Genomic DNA, 15,843 nt, shown 5'->3' on the forward strand with positions numbered 1-15,843 from the left:
CAGCGCTCCGCGCCGCGTCAGGCGGCCCTCGCCCTGCCGGACAGATCGAAGCCCCGGCCCGTTTCCAGATAGGATTTCAGGCTGGACAGGACGAGCGGCCAACCCTTGCTGACCCCGGCGGCCATGCCGCTGCCGACCTGCAGGTCGTCATGGCTGACGCTCAGCCGGACGCCGTGATCGTTCGGCTCGATCTGGAATGTCACCCGGCTGTAGCTGTCCGGGTCGGATGCCTGGGACGCACCGGTCCAGGTCATGACCAGACGGTGCGGCGGCGCGCTCTCGACCACCTTGCCGACGATCTCCACCGGCCGCTCGTCATTGTCGCGGACATGCCGCCAGGTGGAACCCGGGGTCCATTCGGAGACATTCTCGTGGCCCCAGTAGAGCCGCGCGACATCCGGCCGGGTGATCGCCTCGAAAACCTTCTCCGGCGTCGAAGCGATGTAGGTAATGTAGACAAAACTGGTCCTGTCCTGCGTCATTTCCGTTCTCCTTCGAGTTCGTTCTTCAGGTCGTGCAACAGGGTGAGCCGGTGCGTTTCGAACTTGCGCACCCAGCGCTCGTAGATGTCGTGCAGCGGCACCGGATTGATGAAGTGCCGCTTCTCCCGCCCGCGTTTGACGGTGCTCACGAGATTGGCCGCCTCCAGGATTCCCAGATGCTGCGTGGCCGACTGGCGAGCCATCTCGAGATTCAGGCAGAGCTGCCCGAGGGTCTGGCCATTCTCTTCGCAAAGGCGGTCCAGCAGCTTTCGGCGGGTCGGATCGCCGAGCGCCTTGAAGACCTTGTCATCGTCCATCGATCTCATTTCCATGCTGACGGCCCATGATATGCAGTTTTTTACCTGCATGTAAAGACAGACAGGTTTTTACCTGCATATCGCGGCGCCGCGCCTTGTCGGGTGTGTCACGGAAAGGCAACGCTCGCAGCCATTCTGCGACCGGCAATGTCGCACGAGGCGGGGCGGCAACAGGTCCTGCCCGGTCGGCGTGAAGGGATTGGTGAACCGTCTTTGCCGAAATCGCCGTGCTTGTGGTACCGCTGCGCCAGATAGATCGAGGGCGCTTCACATTCGGCCCGGATCGGCAGACTGCGAGCAGCATGACCCCTCTCTGGCAATCCCTCTTCGCCAATCTGGCGCTTGTTTCGATTCTCGTGCTCGCGTGGGATTTCGTCACCGAATGGACGACCCGGCTGTCGCCGAAGATCCAGTCCCTGCTGCTCGGGCTGATTCTCGGCATTGGCGCCGTCGTCTCCATGGCCTCGGCGCAGCCGTTGATCGCCGGCTTCGTGATCGATCTGCGGGCGCCGCTGGTCGCCGCCGCCGGCTTCTTCGGCGGGCTGCCGGCGGTCATCATCGCCGGCGTCGCTGCCCTGTTCTACCGCGTGTATCTGGGTGGCGCGGGCGCCATGGCCGGCGTCGCGGACATCGTCATCACCATCGTCGTCGGACTGGCCGCCTATTGGTGGACACGCACGCGTCCGCGCACGATCAGCGTCATCCTGGTCTTCGGCCTGGCGGTGGCCTTCGGCCGGCTGGTGGCGTTCCTGGCGATCCCGGCCGATCTGCGGCTGTCGCTTCTCGCCCGCACCGGCGTACCCTTGCTGGTGCTGACCTTCATCAGCGCCGTGCTCATCGCCGTCGTCCTGCAATGGCAGGCACGCCGCCGCGAATTGTCGGCGACCAACGCCATCTACCGCGCCATGGTGCGGGAGCTTCCGGACTGCCTCAACGTGAAGGACGTCGACGGGCGGTTCATCGCCGCAAACCCGGCCACCGCCACGATGATGCGGGTTCGCGGTGCCGCCGACCTGATCGGCAAGACCGATTTCGATTTCTACCCGCCCGAACTGGCGACGCGCTTTCGGGCCGACGAGGTCGCCATGCTGGAGAGCGGAAAGGCGATCCGGACCGATCAGATGACCGTGTTCCCGGACGATTCCGAGGGCTGGCTCAACACGCTGAAGGCGCCGTTCCGCGATCATACGGGCCGGATCGTCGGCATCATCACCTATAATCGCGACGTCACCGAGCAGAAGCGCAATGCCGCGGTGAAGAACGAGTTCATCGCCACGATCAGCCACGAGCTGCGTACGCCGCTGACCTCGATCCGCGGCTCGCTCGGCCTGATCACCGCCGGTGTCACCGGCGAATTGCCGCCCAAGGCCGCCCACATGGTCGAGATCGCCCACAACAACAGCGAACGGCTGGTGCTGCTGATCAACGACATTCTCGATCTGGAGAAGCTGGAATCCGGCAAGATGCCGTTCGACCTGCAGCGAACGCGCTTGCGCCCCCTCCTGGAACAGGCGATCGCCGCCAGTTCCAGCTACATGCCCGAGCGCCGCGTCACCATCCGGCTCGTCGACGAGGCGCCCGACATCGAGGCGAAGACCGACACCAACCGCCTGCATCAGGTCTTCGCCAATTTCCTCTCCAACGCGGTCAAGTTCTCGCCGGTCGACGGGACCGTCACCGTCACGATCGCGCGGCTCGGCGAGGACTGGGTGCGCATGTCGGTCTCCGACCAGGGCCAGGGCATCCCCGAATCCTTCCGCAAGCGCATTTTCGGCAAGTTCGAACAGGCCGACGCCACCGACAATCGACAGAAGGGCGGCACGGGGCTCGGCCTCAGCATCGCCAAGACGATCGTCGAGAAGCTGGGCGGCAAGATCGGCTTCGATACCGGCGATACCGGCACGACCTTCCATGTCGACCTGCCCGAACTGGTCGCCCGGCAGAACGATCCGGCCGGTGTCATCGACCATCGGCCCCGCGTTCTCGTCTGCGAGGACGAACGGGATATCGCCGAGATCGTGGCCGCCCATCTCGACGCGCAGGGGTTTGCCAGCGACATCGCGCCGGGCATCGCGACGGCGCGGACGCTTCTGTCCAACTTCGAATATGTTGCCGTCACGCTCGATATCCGGCTGGCCGGTGACAGCGGCATCGAGCTCTTCCACGAGATCCGCCGGTCGCCGCGCAATCCCGATCTGCCGGTTCTGGTCATCTCGGCCGTGGCCGACGAGACCCGCGAAGCGCTGAACGGATCGGCCGTCGGCATCATCGACTGGCTGGCCAAGCCGATCGACACGGCCAAGCTGCGTGCCGCGCTGGACCGCGTGGCGATCCGCTCGCCCGAGAGCCGGCCGCGCATCCTGCATGTCGAGGACAATCGCGACGTCACCGAAGTGCTTGCCGGCGGGCTGGGCGGCGATGTCTGCGTCACCTCTGCCCGCACGCTGGAGGCGGCGCGCGAACTGGTGGCGCGGCAGCCCTTCGAGCTGGTCATCCTCGACATCAACCTGCCGGACGGCTCTGGCCTCGATTTGTTGCCGGACCTGTCGTCGGACGTCGCGGTGATCATCTTCTCGGCCGACGAGGTCGATCCGAACCTGCCTCGCCGCGTCAATGCGACCCTGACCAAGACCCGCTCCTCGGAGCTCGACGTGGCGCGGCTGGTGCGCAGCTACCTGCCAGGCGGGCCGCAATCCGGCGGCGCCTGATCGCCGCGCGGCTGCGGGGCCGTACGCCCCGCCGGCTGCGTTCTAGGCCCTGAGCCTTCCCGGCTCCGGGGCTTCGCTCTCGCCGCTCGCCAAGGACAGGATCGACGCCACGATGCGGGTTTCGGTCACCCGCGACTTCACCAGGATCTCGTCGACCCGGTCGTCGTCGATCATCACGTCGGCGGCCGACAGGACGAGGGTCGGCACGCGCCCGCCGTCGGTGCGGCTGAGCTCGTCGAGAAACGCCAGTCCGTGGCCGTCGGGCAGCGTCAGGTCGAGCACTGCGAAATCGAAATGCCGGTCCTTCAGCGCCTGCCGTGCCTCGGCGAGGCTGCCGGCGCTGACGAGTTCCACCTTGCCGCGCAGCATTGCCGACAGGATCTCGACGAAGTCGCCGTCGTCCTCCAGATGCAGGCCGACCGGCAGGCCGCGCGGCCCGTCATACGCGGCTTCCGCCTCCGACCGACCGGGCGGCAGGGCCGCCGGCTCGGCTGCCTGGCATGGCATGTCGATCCAGAACCGCGCGCCCGCCCCCGGGACATTGGCGAAGTCGATCGTCCCGCCCATCGTCTCGATGATCTGGCGTGTGATGTGCAGGCCGAGCCCGGTGCCGCCCTTCTCGCGGGTGGCCGAGGAATCGGCCTGGGTGAAGCGGTCGAAGATGCGCGACTGGAACTCGGCGGGGATGCCGGTGCCATGGTCCGTGACCGAGATCCGGATCGCGCCGTCGATCGGCTCGATCGCCACGTCGATGACGCCCCCCTGCGGCGAGAATTTCGCGGCGTTGGACAGGAGATTGGCCAGAACCTGCTGGAAGCGGGCCGGATCGACCGGGATCCACGCCTCCCCCTCGCCTGTCGCGGTGAACGCCACGGAGACGCCGAAGCGCTCGAAATAGGGCTGGTTGGCTTCGATCGCCTGGGTGACCGCCGCGTTCGGATCGACGAGGACGGTCTCGAAGGCCATCATCCCGGCGGTGATCTTCTCCAGATCGAGAATGTCGTTGATCAGCGCGACCAGCCGCTCGCAATTGGCGACTGCGATGGTCAGGAGACGCGTCGCGGCCGGCGGAACGTCCTTGGCCATCACGCCCTGGATCAGGCCGAGCGAACCGCGGATCGAGGTCAGCGGCGTGCGCAGCTCGTGGCTGACCGTGGCGACGAACTCGTTCTTCAGACGGTCCATCTCCTTGCGGTCGTTGATGTCCTGGACGTGGGAGACGAGATAGGCCTGGCCGTCGTGGTCATGCACCAGCGACACGCTGAACAGGCACCAGAGCGCGCGGCCGTCGCGATGCAGGAAGCGCTTCTCGACCTGGTAGGTCGGCAGCGTCTGGGCGATCATCTGCGCCATCTGCTCGTGGTCGATCCCGACGTCGTCGGGATGGGTCACGGCGGCCAGATCGCGCTCCAGAAGCTCGTCCTCGCTGTAGCCCAGGAAGGCGCAGAGCGCCTGGTTGACCCTGATCCAGCCACCGTTCAGATCGAGCATGGCCATGCCCACCGGCGCGTCGCGCAGGGCGAGACGCACCCGCTCCTCGCTGGAGCGCAGGGCCGCCTCGGCGGTTTTCAGCTCGGTGATCTCCGACTGCGTGCCGATCACCCGCATCGGCTTGCCGGCCTTGTCGCGCTCGATGACGATGGAATCCGAGCGCAGCCAGATCCAGACATTGTCCTTGCGGCGGATCCGGTATTCCGCCTCCGACCGGAAGGTCCCGGTGTCGTAATAGGCGTCTTCGACCGCCTTGAGGGCCGGAAGATCCTCGGGATGGATGCGGGCCAGCCATTCGGCCCGCGGCTCGATGTCGTCGTTGGGCGAAAAGCCCAGCATCTGTTTCCAGGTGTCGGAGACGAAGGACTGCCCGCGGCGGAAGTCGATGTCGAAGACGCCGATGCCGGCTCCTTCAAGCGCATGGTTCCAGCGGCGCTCGTTCGCCTCCAGCGCTTCGACCGCCAGACGCTGCGCCGTCACGTCCCGGATGATCAGCGTATGGCGCAGGTCGCCGGATTCGGTCGACCAGTCGTTGCGCTGCACGTCGAGATACAGGCGCTTGCCGGCCTTGCTGCGGGTCCTGATGACCACCGGCGAATCCGACGCGGGCTCGCCCTCGCCGACCGCCGTGGCGAGCGTGACGGCGGTGATGGCATCGTAGCTGAGGATGGTCTCCACGTGCCGGTCGCGGATCTCGTCGGCGGTGTGACCGAAGATCGCCTCCACGGCGCGGTTGACCGACAGGATATGGCCGGCGCTGTCGAGGACGATGAAGCCGACCACGGCGGTGTCGACGATCGCGCGGTTCTCGCGTTCGCGCGCGGCGATGGCGTGGGTCTTCATCTCGACGGTGTTGCGGATCGATTCCTCGCGGCGGGCGTGGGAGTACAAGAGCGCGCCGAACAGCACCGTCAGCAGCATGCCGCCGACCAGGATCAGCGTCGCCTCGTTGCTGGCGACGCTCGTCTCGAAATCGGGCGTGCTCTGCCAGGAGACCGTCCATTGCTGCCCCATGACCGGCAGCACCTTCTTGACCCGGTAGGCGGGCTCGTGCCCCCCGGACCCGGCGGCCTTGCTGGAATAGATCAGCTGTTCGGGATCGGCCGTGCCGCCGTCATAGACGCTGAGATCGACGCCGACGCCCTGGCTTGCGGTGAGATTGTCCATGAACAGCGGCGCGATGAAGGGCGCATAGACCCAGCCGAGAAAGGCGCGGCGCCGCTCGGTGATGCTGCGCAGCGGCCGGCCATTGGCGTAGAGCGGGCGCAGCAGCAGGAAGCCGGCGCTCTTTGTGGTGTCCTGCACCAGGAAGATCCGGCGGGTGATCACCGCTTCGCCGGTGTCGCGGGCTCGCACCGCTGCTTCGTAGCGATTGGTTTCGAAGGCGATGTTGAGCCCGAGGGCCTTCAGGTTGCGATCGCGCGGTTCGATATATTTGATGACGAACCTTGCCGGTGCCGGCGTGTCGGGATGCACCTGCATCGGCCCCACCCCGTCGCGGAACGCCTGGTCGAGGAAGCTCTGCAGGCCGCCCAGGCCGACCGGCTGGATGAAGCCGATGCCGTTGATGCCGGGCAGATTCTCCTCGATGTTCAGGGCCTCGACGAAGGTCTCCCACTCCTGCGCGGTGGTCGATGCGGAGGCCAGGAACAGGCCCGAACCGCCGTCGAGGCTCTGCTTGTAGGAGGAGATGCGGTGCAACAGCGCCTGAAGGCTGTCTTCGGCCAGCACCGCGAAGGACGCCTGGTTCTTCTGTTCGGAAATCTCCGTCGTCATCTTCCAGGCGTAGAGGGTCAGGGCAAGCGGGACGATCAGCGCCAGCAGCGACGGCGCGGTGAAACGCGTGACCGGCTGCCCCGACCAGCGCAGGCTCCAGTTCCGCCAGGGCGCGACCAGCGCGAGCGGCAGGACGATCAGCACGCCGGCGACATCGCCGAACCACCATGTGAACCAGTTGCGGGCCAGCGCCTCCGGGGCAACGAGGCCGGCGAAATAGAGCGAGCCAACGCCGATCGAGGCGGCGACGAGGCACGGCAGCGGCCCGGCACACAGCGCAAAGAGGACCAGATCGCGGCGGCTCGACAGATTGACCGGCACGCCGAAGACGCGGCGCACGAGGCCGGCCGCGACCAGCGCCTGGATGGTCGAACCGACCGCGATCGCGACCGCGACGGCGATGCCGGTCGCCGCGATCCCGTCCGGCGCGGCCGCATGCCCGGCGCTCAGATTGACGATCAGCGAGCCGAGCAGCACGCCCGGCCAGAGGCCGGCTCCGTAGAGCAGCAGCGCCGCCACGGCGATACCCGAGGCGGGCCACAGAACCGTCGCGTAGCCCGGTGGTACGGCGAGGAGCAGCCCCAGCCAGCCCGCCAGGCCATAGAGAATGATCACGATCGCCAGACGGATCGGATAGAGCTGGGTAAGACGGTGCAGGCCGGTCATGACAGTATCCCCGCGCACCGGACGGCAAGTGTCGACCGGGCAATGCTAGGCGAGCATTCCGTCTTTCCTTTGAGAATAGCTTAAGCTGACGCGACGAGATTGCGCCCTGCGACAAGTCGGCAGTTCCCTACCCCCGTCCGTCGGCACGATCGGCCGTGTTCCGGCAGACCGGTCAGCGGTCCAGGTAGCTGCGGGCCTCGCCGGCCAGCGCCATCGGATCGAACGGCTTGGGGATCACGCCGAGGGCGCCGAGACCCAGAAAGCGCTCGACATCGGCCGATTGCGTGCGGGCGGTCATGAAGACCACCGGCACCTCGGCGGTGCGCGCGTCTTCGCGCAGGCGTCGCAGTGTCTCCGGGCCGTCCATGCCCGGCATCATCACGTCGAGCAGCATGAGATCGGGCACCCACTCGCTGGCCACCGCCAGGGCTTCGGCGCCCGAGCTCGCGCCGCGGACCTCGAAGCTCGGCTCCAGTTCGAGACACATCACGGCGATTTCCCGGATGTCAGCCTCGTCGTCGACATGGAGAATGCGATGGGTCGTCATGGATATCTTCCTGTCCTGACAGTCTCCGGTACGGCGCATGCCCGGCCCCTCGCGAGGGCTGCGGACGGCGCCCTGCCCGCAATGGCACGAAAGCGCCACGATGTCGAAAAGCGGGTTGGCGGTGCAACGCTCTTATTCGTAACCATCTGGATTCAAAGCGCTATCAATCCATCCTTAACGCCGATCCCGGACTATCCGGCGCAACACCCACCCTTGGGCAATGTCCAAGGTGCAGGCAAATGGACGGATAGCATATGGACCGCGACATCGGCCTCGCCGTCGTAGACGACGACCCGCTCTTCCTCGACTATGTCTCCAATCTTCTTGCCCTGCAGGGCGGGATGCGGGTCACCTGTCTGGAATCGGAAACCGCGCTGTTCGACACCCTCGGCACCGAGCCGTTCGACTGCATTCTCATGGATTACGACCTCGGACAGAACAACGGCCTGTCCGTTGCCGAACGCGTCAATGCCATGCTGTCGGACCCGCCTCCCATCGTCATGCTGACCGGCGGCGGCAGCGAACGGACCGCGGTCAAGGCCTTCCGCAGCGGCTTCAGCGACTATGTCTCGAAGCGGGACCTGAAGGTCACCGAGCTGGTCGGCGCCGTGCGCGGCGCGGTCGACCGGCACGAGGCCGCACAGGGCGCCCGGGCCCGGACCGAAGCGCTGCAGGAACGACTGGAATTCAACGCCACCACCGGCCTCTACGACCAGCGCTTCATGCAGGCGCGGCTGGCCGACTTCACAGCACCCGGCGCGGCCCGGCGCTTCGCGGTCATCGTCATCGACATCCGTGAACTCGCCACCGTGCGCGCCGAGCTCGGCTACATGGCCGGCCAGCGGCTGTCGAACGCCTTCGCCGCCGAACTGCGCAGCCAACTGTCCGCCGGCGACATCGCCGGCCATCTCGGTGAGGACGGCTTCGTCATCATCGTCGACCGGCCGGCGGCCCTGGCGGATGTGGACACGATGGTCCAGCGCCTGCGGCAGGCGCTGACCCGGGGCTTCACCCTCGACCGGGCGCAGGTCCATCTCACGCCGCAGATCGGCGTCGCGCTCCACCCGGACGCTGGGACCAGGGGCGACGGCCTGATCGCCGCAGCGCGTCCTGCGCCCACCGGCGAAGCCGCGACCGTGACGGCCTTTTCGGGCACGCCGACCGCCGGCGACGCGGAGGCTGTCCCGGCCGCACGGGCTGAAGCCCAGTCGGGCCAGACGCCGATCACCCAGGCGACGGAGCGCCGCAAGGAGCGACGCCAGCGCGTGCTGCGACAGGCCAAGATCCTGATCAACGGCCGCAGCACCATCATCGACTGCAATGTCCGCGACCTGACCGCTTCGGGCGCGCGGCTGAGGGTCGACAGCTATTTCGCCGTGCCGGCGGAATTCGACCTCGCCATCGTGGGAACCGGGATCACCCGACGGGTGACCACGCGCTGGCAGATCGGCCGCGACATCGGCGTCGAATTCGTGGTGGGCGTCGCATGAGCGCACAGCCCGACACCGCCGCCATCGAGGCCCGGCTGATGCGCCTGCGCGAACAATTTGCCGGGCGCGCCGCCACCCATGTCGCGATGCTCGACGCGCTGGCCGGACGGCTGGCCGACGAAGGCGCGCCCGCCGATCGCGAGGAAGTGCGGCGCATCGCCCATTCGCTGGCCGGTGCCGGCGGGACCTTCGGCTTCGCCGTCATCTCGAAAAGCGCCGCCGAGCTGGAAGACTTCATCGCCGCCGATCCCGACGACATGGCGCTCGCCGCTCGCATTCGCGGTACCGTCGCGGCCATCCGCGACAATCTTGCCGCAGACGGGCTCGCAGTCGGCGAACCGGCAGAAGGAGACGGCGCATGACCGCCCAGGCAGCCCCCCTCGCCGTTTCCGACCTCGACACCGCCATGCGCCGGCAGGATGAGGGCCCGGCGCGCCAGATCGTCTGCGCCTTTGCCGATGACGGCCGTATCTCCGGCCTGCTGCTGGCCCTGTCCGGCCTCGGCTATGAGGCCGTGGACGGCCGCTCAGGCGTGCCGGACGGCTGCCTCGCCGCGGTCGTGTGCGGCGCTTACGATCCCGATCTGGCGCTGAGCCGTGTCCTGAAGAACCAGGTGCGGGTGGTGCTGGCCGAAGCGGCGCCGTCCTTCGCCCGGCGGCTCGCCGTGGCGCGAGCCGGCATCGAAGCGATCATCGCCACGCCCGTCGACACGGTCGAACTCGGCGCGTGGCTGTCGGATTTCGAGACCAGCGGCGACCGCCAGCAGCGCCTGTCGATCCTCATCGTCGACGACGACGAGCTGATTGCCGAAAGCTACGCGCTGGCGCTGGAAGCGGCCGGCATGGACGCGCGGGTGGTAACCGATCCCGCCGACGCGCTGCGGCACATCGCCGAGGTCACCCCCGATCTCGTCCTTCTCGACATGCATATGCCGGGCGCCAGCGGCCTCGAACTGGCGCAGATCATCCGCCAGTCGCGCCAGACCCTGCCCCTGCCGATCGTCTTCCTGTCGGCCGAGCGGGATATCGCCGCGCAGACGCAGGCCCGCCAGATCGGCGGTGACGATTTCATCCGCAAGCCGGTGGACCTCGCCCATCTCGCGGCCACCGTGCGGATGCGGGCCGAGCGGGCGCTGGCGCTGCGCCAGATCATGGAGCGCGACAGCCTGACCGGCCTGTTGAACCACGCCCGGTTCAAGGAGCGGGTGACGCTGGAACTGGAGCGCTCGCGGCGCACCGGCGCGCCGCTGACCGTGGCGCTGATCGACATCGATCATTTCAAGCAGGTCAACGACACCCATGGCCACCAGACCGGCGACCGGGTGATCCAGGCCCTGTCGCAATGTCTCGTCGGCGGGTTGCGGCGCACCGACGTGGTGGCCCGTTATGGCGGCGAGGAATTCGGCCTGCTGCTGCTCGACACGCCGGTTGCGGCGGCGCAGGCCGTGCTCGACCGGATCCGCCTACGGTTCTCGCAGATCGGCCATGCCGGCGACGACACCTTGTTCCGGGCAACCTTCAGCGGCGGCATCGCGGGCACCCGCGAGGGAACCGACAGCACGGCGATGATCGCCGCAGCGGACGCGGCGCTCTACGGCGCCAAGCGCGCCGGGCGCAACCGCATCACCGGCGCCTGACCGCGGCGCTACCGGCAGGGCGCGGCGGCTCCGCCTTCGCTTAGCAGGCTCGGAAGCCTGCTGCGCCGGGTCGTTTGCAGCCGAAACAACCCTGACGCGCTTTCGTCATTCCCGAAGGTCATCCAGACTGATTGTTCGCCGGACTTCATGGGGGAACCGGCGCGATCCGTCTGGGAGGACATCATGAAACTGCTCGTCAACGCCGTGGCCGGTCTGATCGCCGGCCTTTTCGCCGTCGCGGGGCCGGCACACGCCTTTCCCGATCGGCCGATCTCGATCATCGTACCCTGGGCGGCCGGCGGCGGCACCGACGCCGTGGTGCGCACCTTCGCCGCTGGCTTCCAGGAAGAGCTCGGCGTGCCGGTCAACGTCATCAACCGCACCGGTGGCGGCGGCATCACCGGCCACTCGGCCATTATCAATGCCGAGGCCGATGGCTACACGCTCGGCGCCGCCAGCCCGGAAATCGGCCTCTACCGTACCCTCGGGACGGCCGACATCTCGCTCGACGATCTCGACCTGTTCTCGCGGCTGGCGATCATCCCGGCCGGCGTCACCGTGGCGGCGGATTCGCCCTTCGAGACGCTGGAGCAACTGATCGCGGCGATCCGCAGCGAGCCGGCGGGAACCTACTCGTCCTCGGGAACGGGCGTCGGCGGATCCTGGCATGTGGCCGCGGGCGGGCTTCTCGCTGCTGCCGACATCGACCCGCAGAAGCTGAAATGGGTACCGAGCCAGGGCGGCGCACCGGCGCTTATGGAGGTCATGTCCGGCGGCATCACGATGTTCACCGGCTCGCCGGTCGAGGCGTTGAGCCTCCTCGAGGCCGGCCGGGTGCGCACCCTCGCGGTGATGCTGGACGAGCGTTCCGAGACCTTCCCGGATGCGCCGACCGTCAGGGAGGCGATCGGCAAGGACTGGTCCTATGCCAACTGGTTCGCGCTGGTCGCCCCCAGGGGGATCGACGCCGAGGCTCGCGACATCCTCTATCAGGCGGCAGCGCGTGCCAACGCCCGTCCCGAGGTCCAGTCGGCGCTGAAGGAACGGGGCATCACGCCGGTCTGGGACGAGCCCGGCGAGTTCGACGTCTTCGCGGCGGATTTCACGGTCACGGCGAAATCGGTTCTCGAAGGCCTGGGGCTGGCCAAGAACTGACGCGCTCGGCCGTTACCGATCCCGGCCGGGCGACTGGCCGGGATCGCGCTGACGGCGGCCATGGGCGCGCCGGGCTGAGCGGGACTGGCGGGAGGACGCCGACCGACAGCTTTAGACTGGCCGCCGATATTTGTCGGGCGGAACGAAAACACGGATGCGTCTTTTTGAGCGGCGCTCCGTAACTTCGTGTCCCGCCGCCTGACGACAGTCCTTCATGCCCTTCGATCATCTGCGCGAACTCGGCCGTGTCCCGAACCCCGGGACCATGACGCCTCGCGCCATCCTCGCCTGGGGTGGCGCCGCGATGGTCGTCGGCTGGGCTCTGGCGATCCTCGTCGCCCTGTCGATGATGTGAGCCGGCCGGCGGCGGTCAAACCGCGCGGGCGGTCAGGAACAGCATGCCCGAATAGCCACTGCGGATCTCCGCCTCGACGATGCCGATCCGCTCGGTCCTTATGTCCGTCGCCAGCGGCGCGAAGACGTCGAGAATGTCTTCCTCCGAGACGTTGAGAACCGGAAACGGCCGGCCGGCCACGGCATAGCCCGACGAGCCAACCAGGAACGCCGCGATCAGGCTGCCGCCCGGTTTCACGCAGCGGGCGAAGCGGTTGCAGGCCAGATCGAACTCGCTGCGCTTCTCGGTGATGGATTCGGCGCAGAAGAACATGGTGGCCGCGTCCCATGTGCGTTCCGGCAGATCATAGACCGATCCGCGCCGGACCTCGGCGGTCGCACGCAGCATCGGCAGCGGATCGTCGGGCAAGGACAGTTCCGGCTCACAGGCGGCCTGCGCCACCTGCCAGAAATGCTGCCATTGCGGGCGCAGGGTCGTCGCCGCCAGTTCGGCCCGCAGCCAGCCGACATTGCTTTCGGCATATTCCCAGGCCGTGATCCGCCTTGCCCGCGGCGCCGCGCACATCAGCGGAAAGAGGTTCGGCCCGGTGCCGACATCGACGATGTCGAGCTTGCCGCCCAGGGGCTCGGCGCGCTTGAATGCGGCGCAGGCGGACCGGATGACCGCCTCGTCATCGGCGTGCGGCTCGCCGTAATAATGGTTGAAATAGTATTCCGGGTCGAAGTCCGACCAGCTGTAGCTGGCGTTCCCGGCCGGCCCGTCCCTGTCTGGCGTCACGCTGTTCTCCCCCGGCTCGTCGATCCTGCCATGGCAGGCGCCGGCGCTTTCGCACCGCAGGCGCCGCCTTTGCCGACCAGCCCTTAGCCGAGGCTGCCGTTCGATTGAAGCAGATTGCTCGCCTCGTCGAACTGCAGCGCCACGCTGGAGGAATTGTACGAGCCGATGAAGGCGATGAGTTCGTCGGCCGGCAGTGGCCTCGAGAAGAAGTAGCCCTGCAGGTGATCGCTGCCCCAGAAGCGCATGGTGACGCTGTCCGTCACGGTTTCCACGCCCTCGGCGACCACTTCCATGCCCAGCGCATGGCCGAGGCGGATGACCGCCTGCACCACGGTCTGGGCCGACCCCGCCTGGGAGATCGCGCTGACGAAGCTGCGGTCGATCTTCAGCTTGTCGAAGCGGTATTCGACCAGATAGCTCAGGCTGGAGAAGCCGGTGCCGAAATCGTCCAGCGCGATCTGGAACCCAAGGTCCCGGATCGCCTGCAGCGTCGCCATGATGCGGGGCGAGGGTTCGAGCAGCAGCCCTTCGGTGATTTCCAGCGTGACCATCGTCGGGGAGACGCCGGTCTCGGCGATCAGCTCCTGCAGCCGGATCTCCAGATCGCTCTGGTAGAACTGGGCCGGCGAGAGGTTGATCGTGACTTCGATGTCCGGCCAGAGCGCGGCCGAGGTCATGGCGCGTTTCAGCACCCAGTCGCCGAGCTTCGACATCAGGCCGATCTCTTCGGCGATCGGAATGAAGACGCTGGGGCTGATCATGCCCTTGACCGGATGCTTCCAGCGCAACAGCGCCTCGACGGCGACGATCCGGTTGGAACGGGCCGAGATGATCGGCTGGTAGTGAAGGTCGAACTGTTCGCCGTTCAGCGCCTCGAGAAGATCCATCTCGATCTCGCGCTTCTGGCGCAGGCTCGCCGCCATCTGGGTCGTGAACCACGCCGCATGCCCGCGGCCGAGACGCTTGGCCTCGTAGAGCGCGATGTCGGCATGGCGCATCAGGTCCTCGATGGAGGCCCCGTGCTCCGGGAACTGCGCGAGGCCCAGCGAGGCGGTGACGGTGATCTCGTGACCTTCGATCAGCAAGGGCTGCTGGAACGCCTCGACGACGAGCGAGGCCAGCGGCTTGGCGAAGCTGACACCCTTGCGCGACCGGAAGATCGCGAATTCGTCGCCGCCGAAGCGGGCGAGGAAATCGTGCGGCCCCAGATGCTGGCGCAGTCGCTCGCCGAACGCCTTGATCAGCCCGTCGCCGATATGATGGCCGAGCGTATCGTTGATGTCCTTGAAGCGGTCGACGTCGAGATAGCCGATGGTCATGCTGCCGCCCCGGCCCCGCTCCTGGAGCCCGTCGAGGGCCTGATTGGCGGCGAAGACGAAGGCCGGCCGGTTGGGCAGCTTGGACAGGGAATCGTGGGCGGCCTCGTAGCGGGCGGCGGCTTCGCGGGCCGACAGCTCGTTCGATGCCCGGATCAGCCGGCGCAGCATGACGGCGCACAAAAGGCTGAGGCCGATCACGGCAACGGCGACCAGCGGCAGCACGATCGTCAGGAGCGGCTGGCCCGGTCGCTTCGTGGTCCAGTTCAGATATCCGGTGGAGCGATTGTCGTCGGTGACAAAGGCCTCCGAGATGGTCGCGGCCCCGGTGCTCTCAGCCGCCGCGAGGGTGATGTCCGGGATCAGCAGGAACTGGCTGAGCTGCTGCAGGAAGTCGGCGTCGATCCAGTCCACGCTCAGAAGGACGTAAGGCGGCTGGCGCAACAGCGTCATGTCGACATTCGGGACGATCGTGATGGCGGTCACGATGGCCGGTTTCTCGTCGACGGTCAGGATCGCGCCTTGCCAGGACGCGACGCCCAGCACCTTCTTCAGCACCTCGTAGTGCTTCTGGCGCTCGGAGAAGAAGTCGTCGCGCTCGGCCAGGCCTGCATTGCCGCCGGTGCGCGTCGCCGTCAGCACCTGCAGCACTTCCTGCCGCCGGGCCTCGAAGGCATCGGGCTCCTGCCGCCCCTGGTCGCGATAGGCGTAGACCGGCTTGTTCTGGGAATCGACGATGTAGACCTCGTCGTGCCCGTAGGTCTCGGTCAGGAAGATGCCGAAATTGCTGTCGATGAAACCGAGATCGGGCGTATCGACGATCAATCGGACGGCATCGTCCCACCAGGCGACGCTCTTCTGCTGGTCGAGGGTCCGGGCAACGCTCTGGTTCAGCGCATTCTCGATCCTGGCCCTTTCGGCCTGGACCTCGGTGCGGTTCGCCTTGATGCCCGTATACACGATGACACAGATCAACAGGGCGCTGGCCACGGCCACGGTGCCGCCGACAACCTGCGCGAGGCGACGCAGATTGGGCCGGGGGCGAGCCTCACTTTTCTTCGGGATGTCACGCATCTCAATCTCGCTTTCCCCTTTGGCTTAGGGGCGAAGCGCTAAGAATAGTTGAA

General features: G+C 67.2%; 13 protein-coding genes. 6 read left to right on the forward strand and 7 right to left on the reverse strand.

The features are described from left to right. Nucleotides 1-17: 17 nt before the first annotated feature. The 3 genes from J3367_RS11590 to J3367_RS11600 are packed head-to-tail and all read right to left on the reverse strand — an operon-like array spanning nucleotide 18 to nucleotide 1,103. Nucleotides 18-482 carry an SRPBCC family protein gene (locus tag J3367_RS11590; RefSeq protein WP_024350203.1) on the reverse strand — a complete coding sequence of 155 codons (465 nt, stop codon included), beginning with the start codon at nucleotides 480-482 and terminating at the stop codon, nucleotides 18-20. Then, nucleotides 479-799: an ArsR/SmtB family transcription factor gene (locus tag J3367_RS11595; protein ID WP_024350202.1), complete on the reverse strand. Its 321-nt coding sequence runs from the start codon at nucleotides 797-799 to the stop codon at nucleotides 479-481. The genes J3367_RS11590 and J3367_RS11595 overlap by 4 nt, the downstream gene beginning before the upstream one ends. After that, nucleotides 789-1,103 carry a hypothetical protein gene (locus J3367_RS11600; RefSeq protein ID WP_155898443.1) on the reverse strand — a complete coding sequence of 105 codons (315 nt, stop codon included), beginning with the start codon at nucleotides 1,101-1,103 and terminating at the stop codon, nucleotides 789-791. The genes J3367_RS11595 and J3367_RS11600 overlap by 11 nt, the downstream gene beginning before the upstream one ends. Here J3367_RS11600 and J3367_RS11605 point away from each other — a divergent pair. Further along, a complete protein-coding gene (locus J3367_RS11605) occupies nucleotides 1,102-3,507 on the forward strand; it encodes an ATP-binding protein (protein ID WP_024350201.1) in 2,406 nt (801 codons plus the stop codon). The two genes, J3367_RS11600 and J3367_RS11605, sit on opposite strands and share 2 nt — an antisense overlap. 42 nt (nucleotides 3,508-3,549) lie before the next feature. Here the strand turns inward: J3367_RS11605 and J3367_RS11610 are convergent, their stop codons facing one another. Then, nucleotides 3,550-7,440 (reverse strand): PAS domain S-box protein, encoded by a 3,891-nt coding sequence (locus J3367_RS11610; protein ID WP_024350200.1) that lies wholly within the window; start codon nucleotides 7,438-7,440, stop codon nucleotides 3,550-3,552. A gap of 172 nt (nucleotides 7,441-7,612) precedes the next feature. Continuing rightward, nucleotides 7,613-7,987: a response regulator gene (locus tag J3367_RS11615; protein WP_029702955.1), complete on the reverse strand. Its 375-nt coding sequence runs from the start codon at nucleotides 7,985-7,987 to the stop codon at nucleotides 7,613-7,615. Nucleotides 7,988-8,241: 254 nt separating this feature from the next. On the opposite strand from J3367_RS11615, the gene J3367_RS11620 reads away from it, so the two are divergent. The 5 genes from J3367_RS11620 (at nucleotide 8,242) to J3367_RS11640 (ending at nucleotide 12,623) form a co-directional block, all read left to right on the forward strand. After that, nucleotides 8,242-9,477 carry a GGDEF domain-containing response regulator gene (locus J3367_RS11620; protein WP_024350198.1) on the forward strand — a complete coding sequence of 412 codons (1,236 nt, stop codon included), beginning with the start codon at nucleotides 8,242-8,244 and terminating at the stop codon, nucleotides 9,475-9,477. Next, nucleotides 9,474-9,839, forward strand: a complete 366-nt coding sequence (locus tag J3367_RS11625; protein WP_024350197.1) for an Hpt domain-containing protein — start codon at nucleotides 9,474-9,476, stop codon at nucleotides 9,837-9,839. Before J3367_RS11620 ends, J3367_RS11625 begins: the two co-directional genes overlap by 4 nt. Next, nucleotides 9,836-11,113 (forward strand): GGDEF domain-containing protein, encoded by a 1,278-nt coding sequence (locus J3367_RS11630; RefSeq protein ID WP_024350196.1) that lies wholly within the window; start codon nucleotides 9,836-9,838, stop codon nucleotides 11,111-11,113. Before J3367_RS11625 ends, J3367_RS11630 begins: the two co-directional genes overlap by 4 nt. Nucleotides 11,114-11,296: 183 nt before the next feature. Beyond that, the gene (locus J3367_RS11635; RefSeq protein WP_035694841.1) at nucleotides 11,297-12,268 is read left to right on the forward strand and encodes a tripartite tricarboxylate transporter substrate binding protein; all 972 of its coding nucleotides are present in this window, start codon (nucleotides 11,297-11,299) and stop codon (nucleotides 12,266-12,268) included. Nucleotides 12,269-12,482: 214 nt separating this feature from the next. Next, on the forward strand, nucleotides 12,483-12,623 hold the full coding sequence (locus J3367_RS11640; protein ID WP_155898442.1) for a hypothetical protein: 141 nt from the start codon (nucleotides 12,483-12,485) through the stop codon (nucleotides 12,621-12,623). A 15-nt stretch (nucleotides 12,624-12,638) separates the two neighbouring features. On the opposite strand, the gene J3367_RS11645 is transcribed toward J3367_RS11640, so the two are convergent. Both J3367_RS11645 and J3367_RS11650 read right to left on the reverse strand, forming a co-directional pair. Further along, nucleotides 12,639-13,400: a hypothetical protein gene (locus J3367_RS11645; RefSeq protein WP_024350194.1), complete on the reverse strand. Its 762-nt coding sequence runs from the start codon at nucleotides 13,398-13,400 to the stop codon at nucleotides 12,639-12,641. An 83-nt stretch (nucleotides 13,401-13,483) separates the two neighbouring features. Next, on the reverse strand, nucleotides 13,484-15,790 hold the full coding sequence (locus J3367_RS11650; RefSeq protein WP_024350193.1) for a bifunctional diguanylate cyclase/phosphodiesterase: 2,307 nt from the start codon (nucleotides 15,788-15,790) through the stop codon (nucleotides 13,484-13,486). Between the last annotated feature and the right edge of the window lie 53 nt (nucleotides 15,791-15,843).

The organism is Aurantimonas sp. NFXS3, assembly GCF_049132005.1.
In the GTDB taxonomy this organism is placed as follows: Bacteria; Pseudomonadota; Alphaproteobacteria; order Rhizobiales; family Rhizobiaceae; genus Aurantimonas; species Aurantimonas coralicida.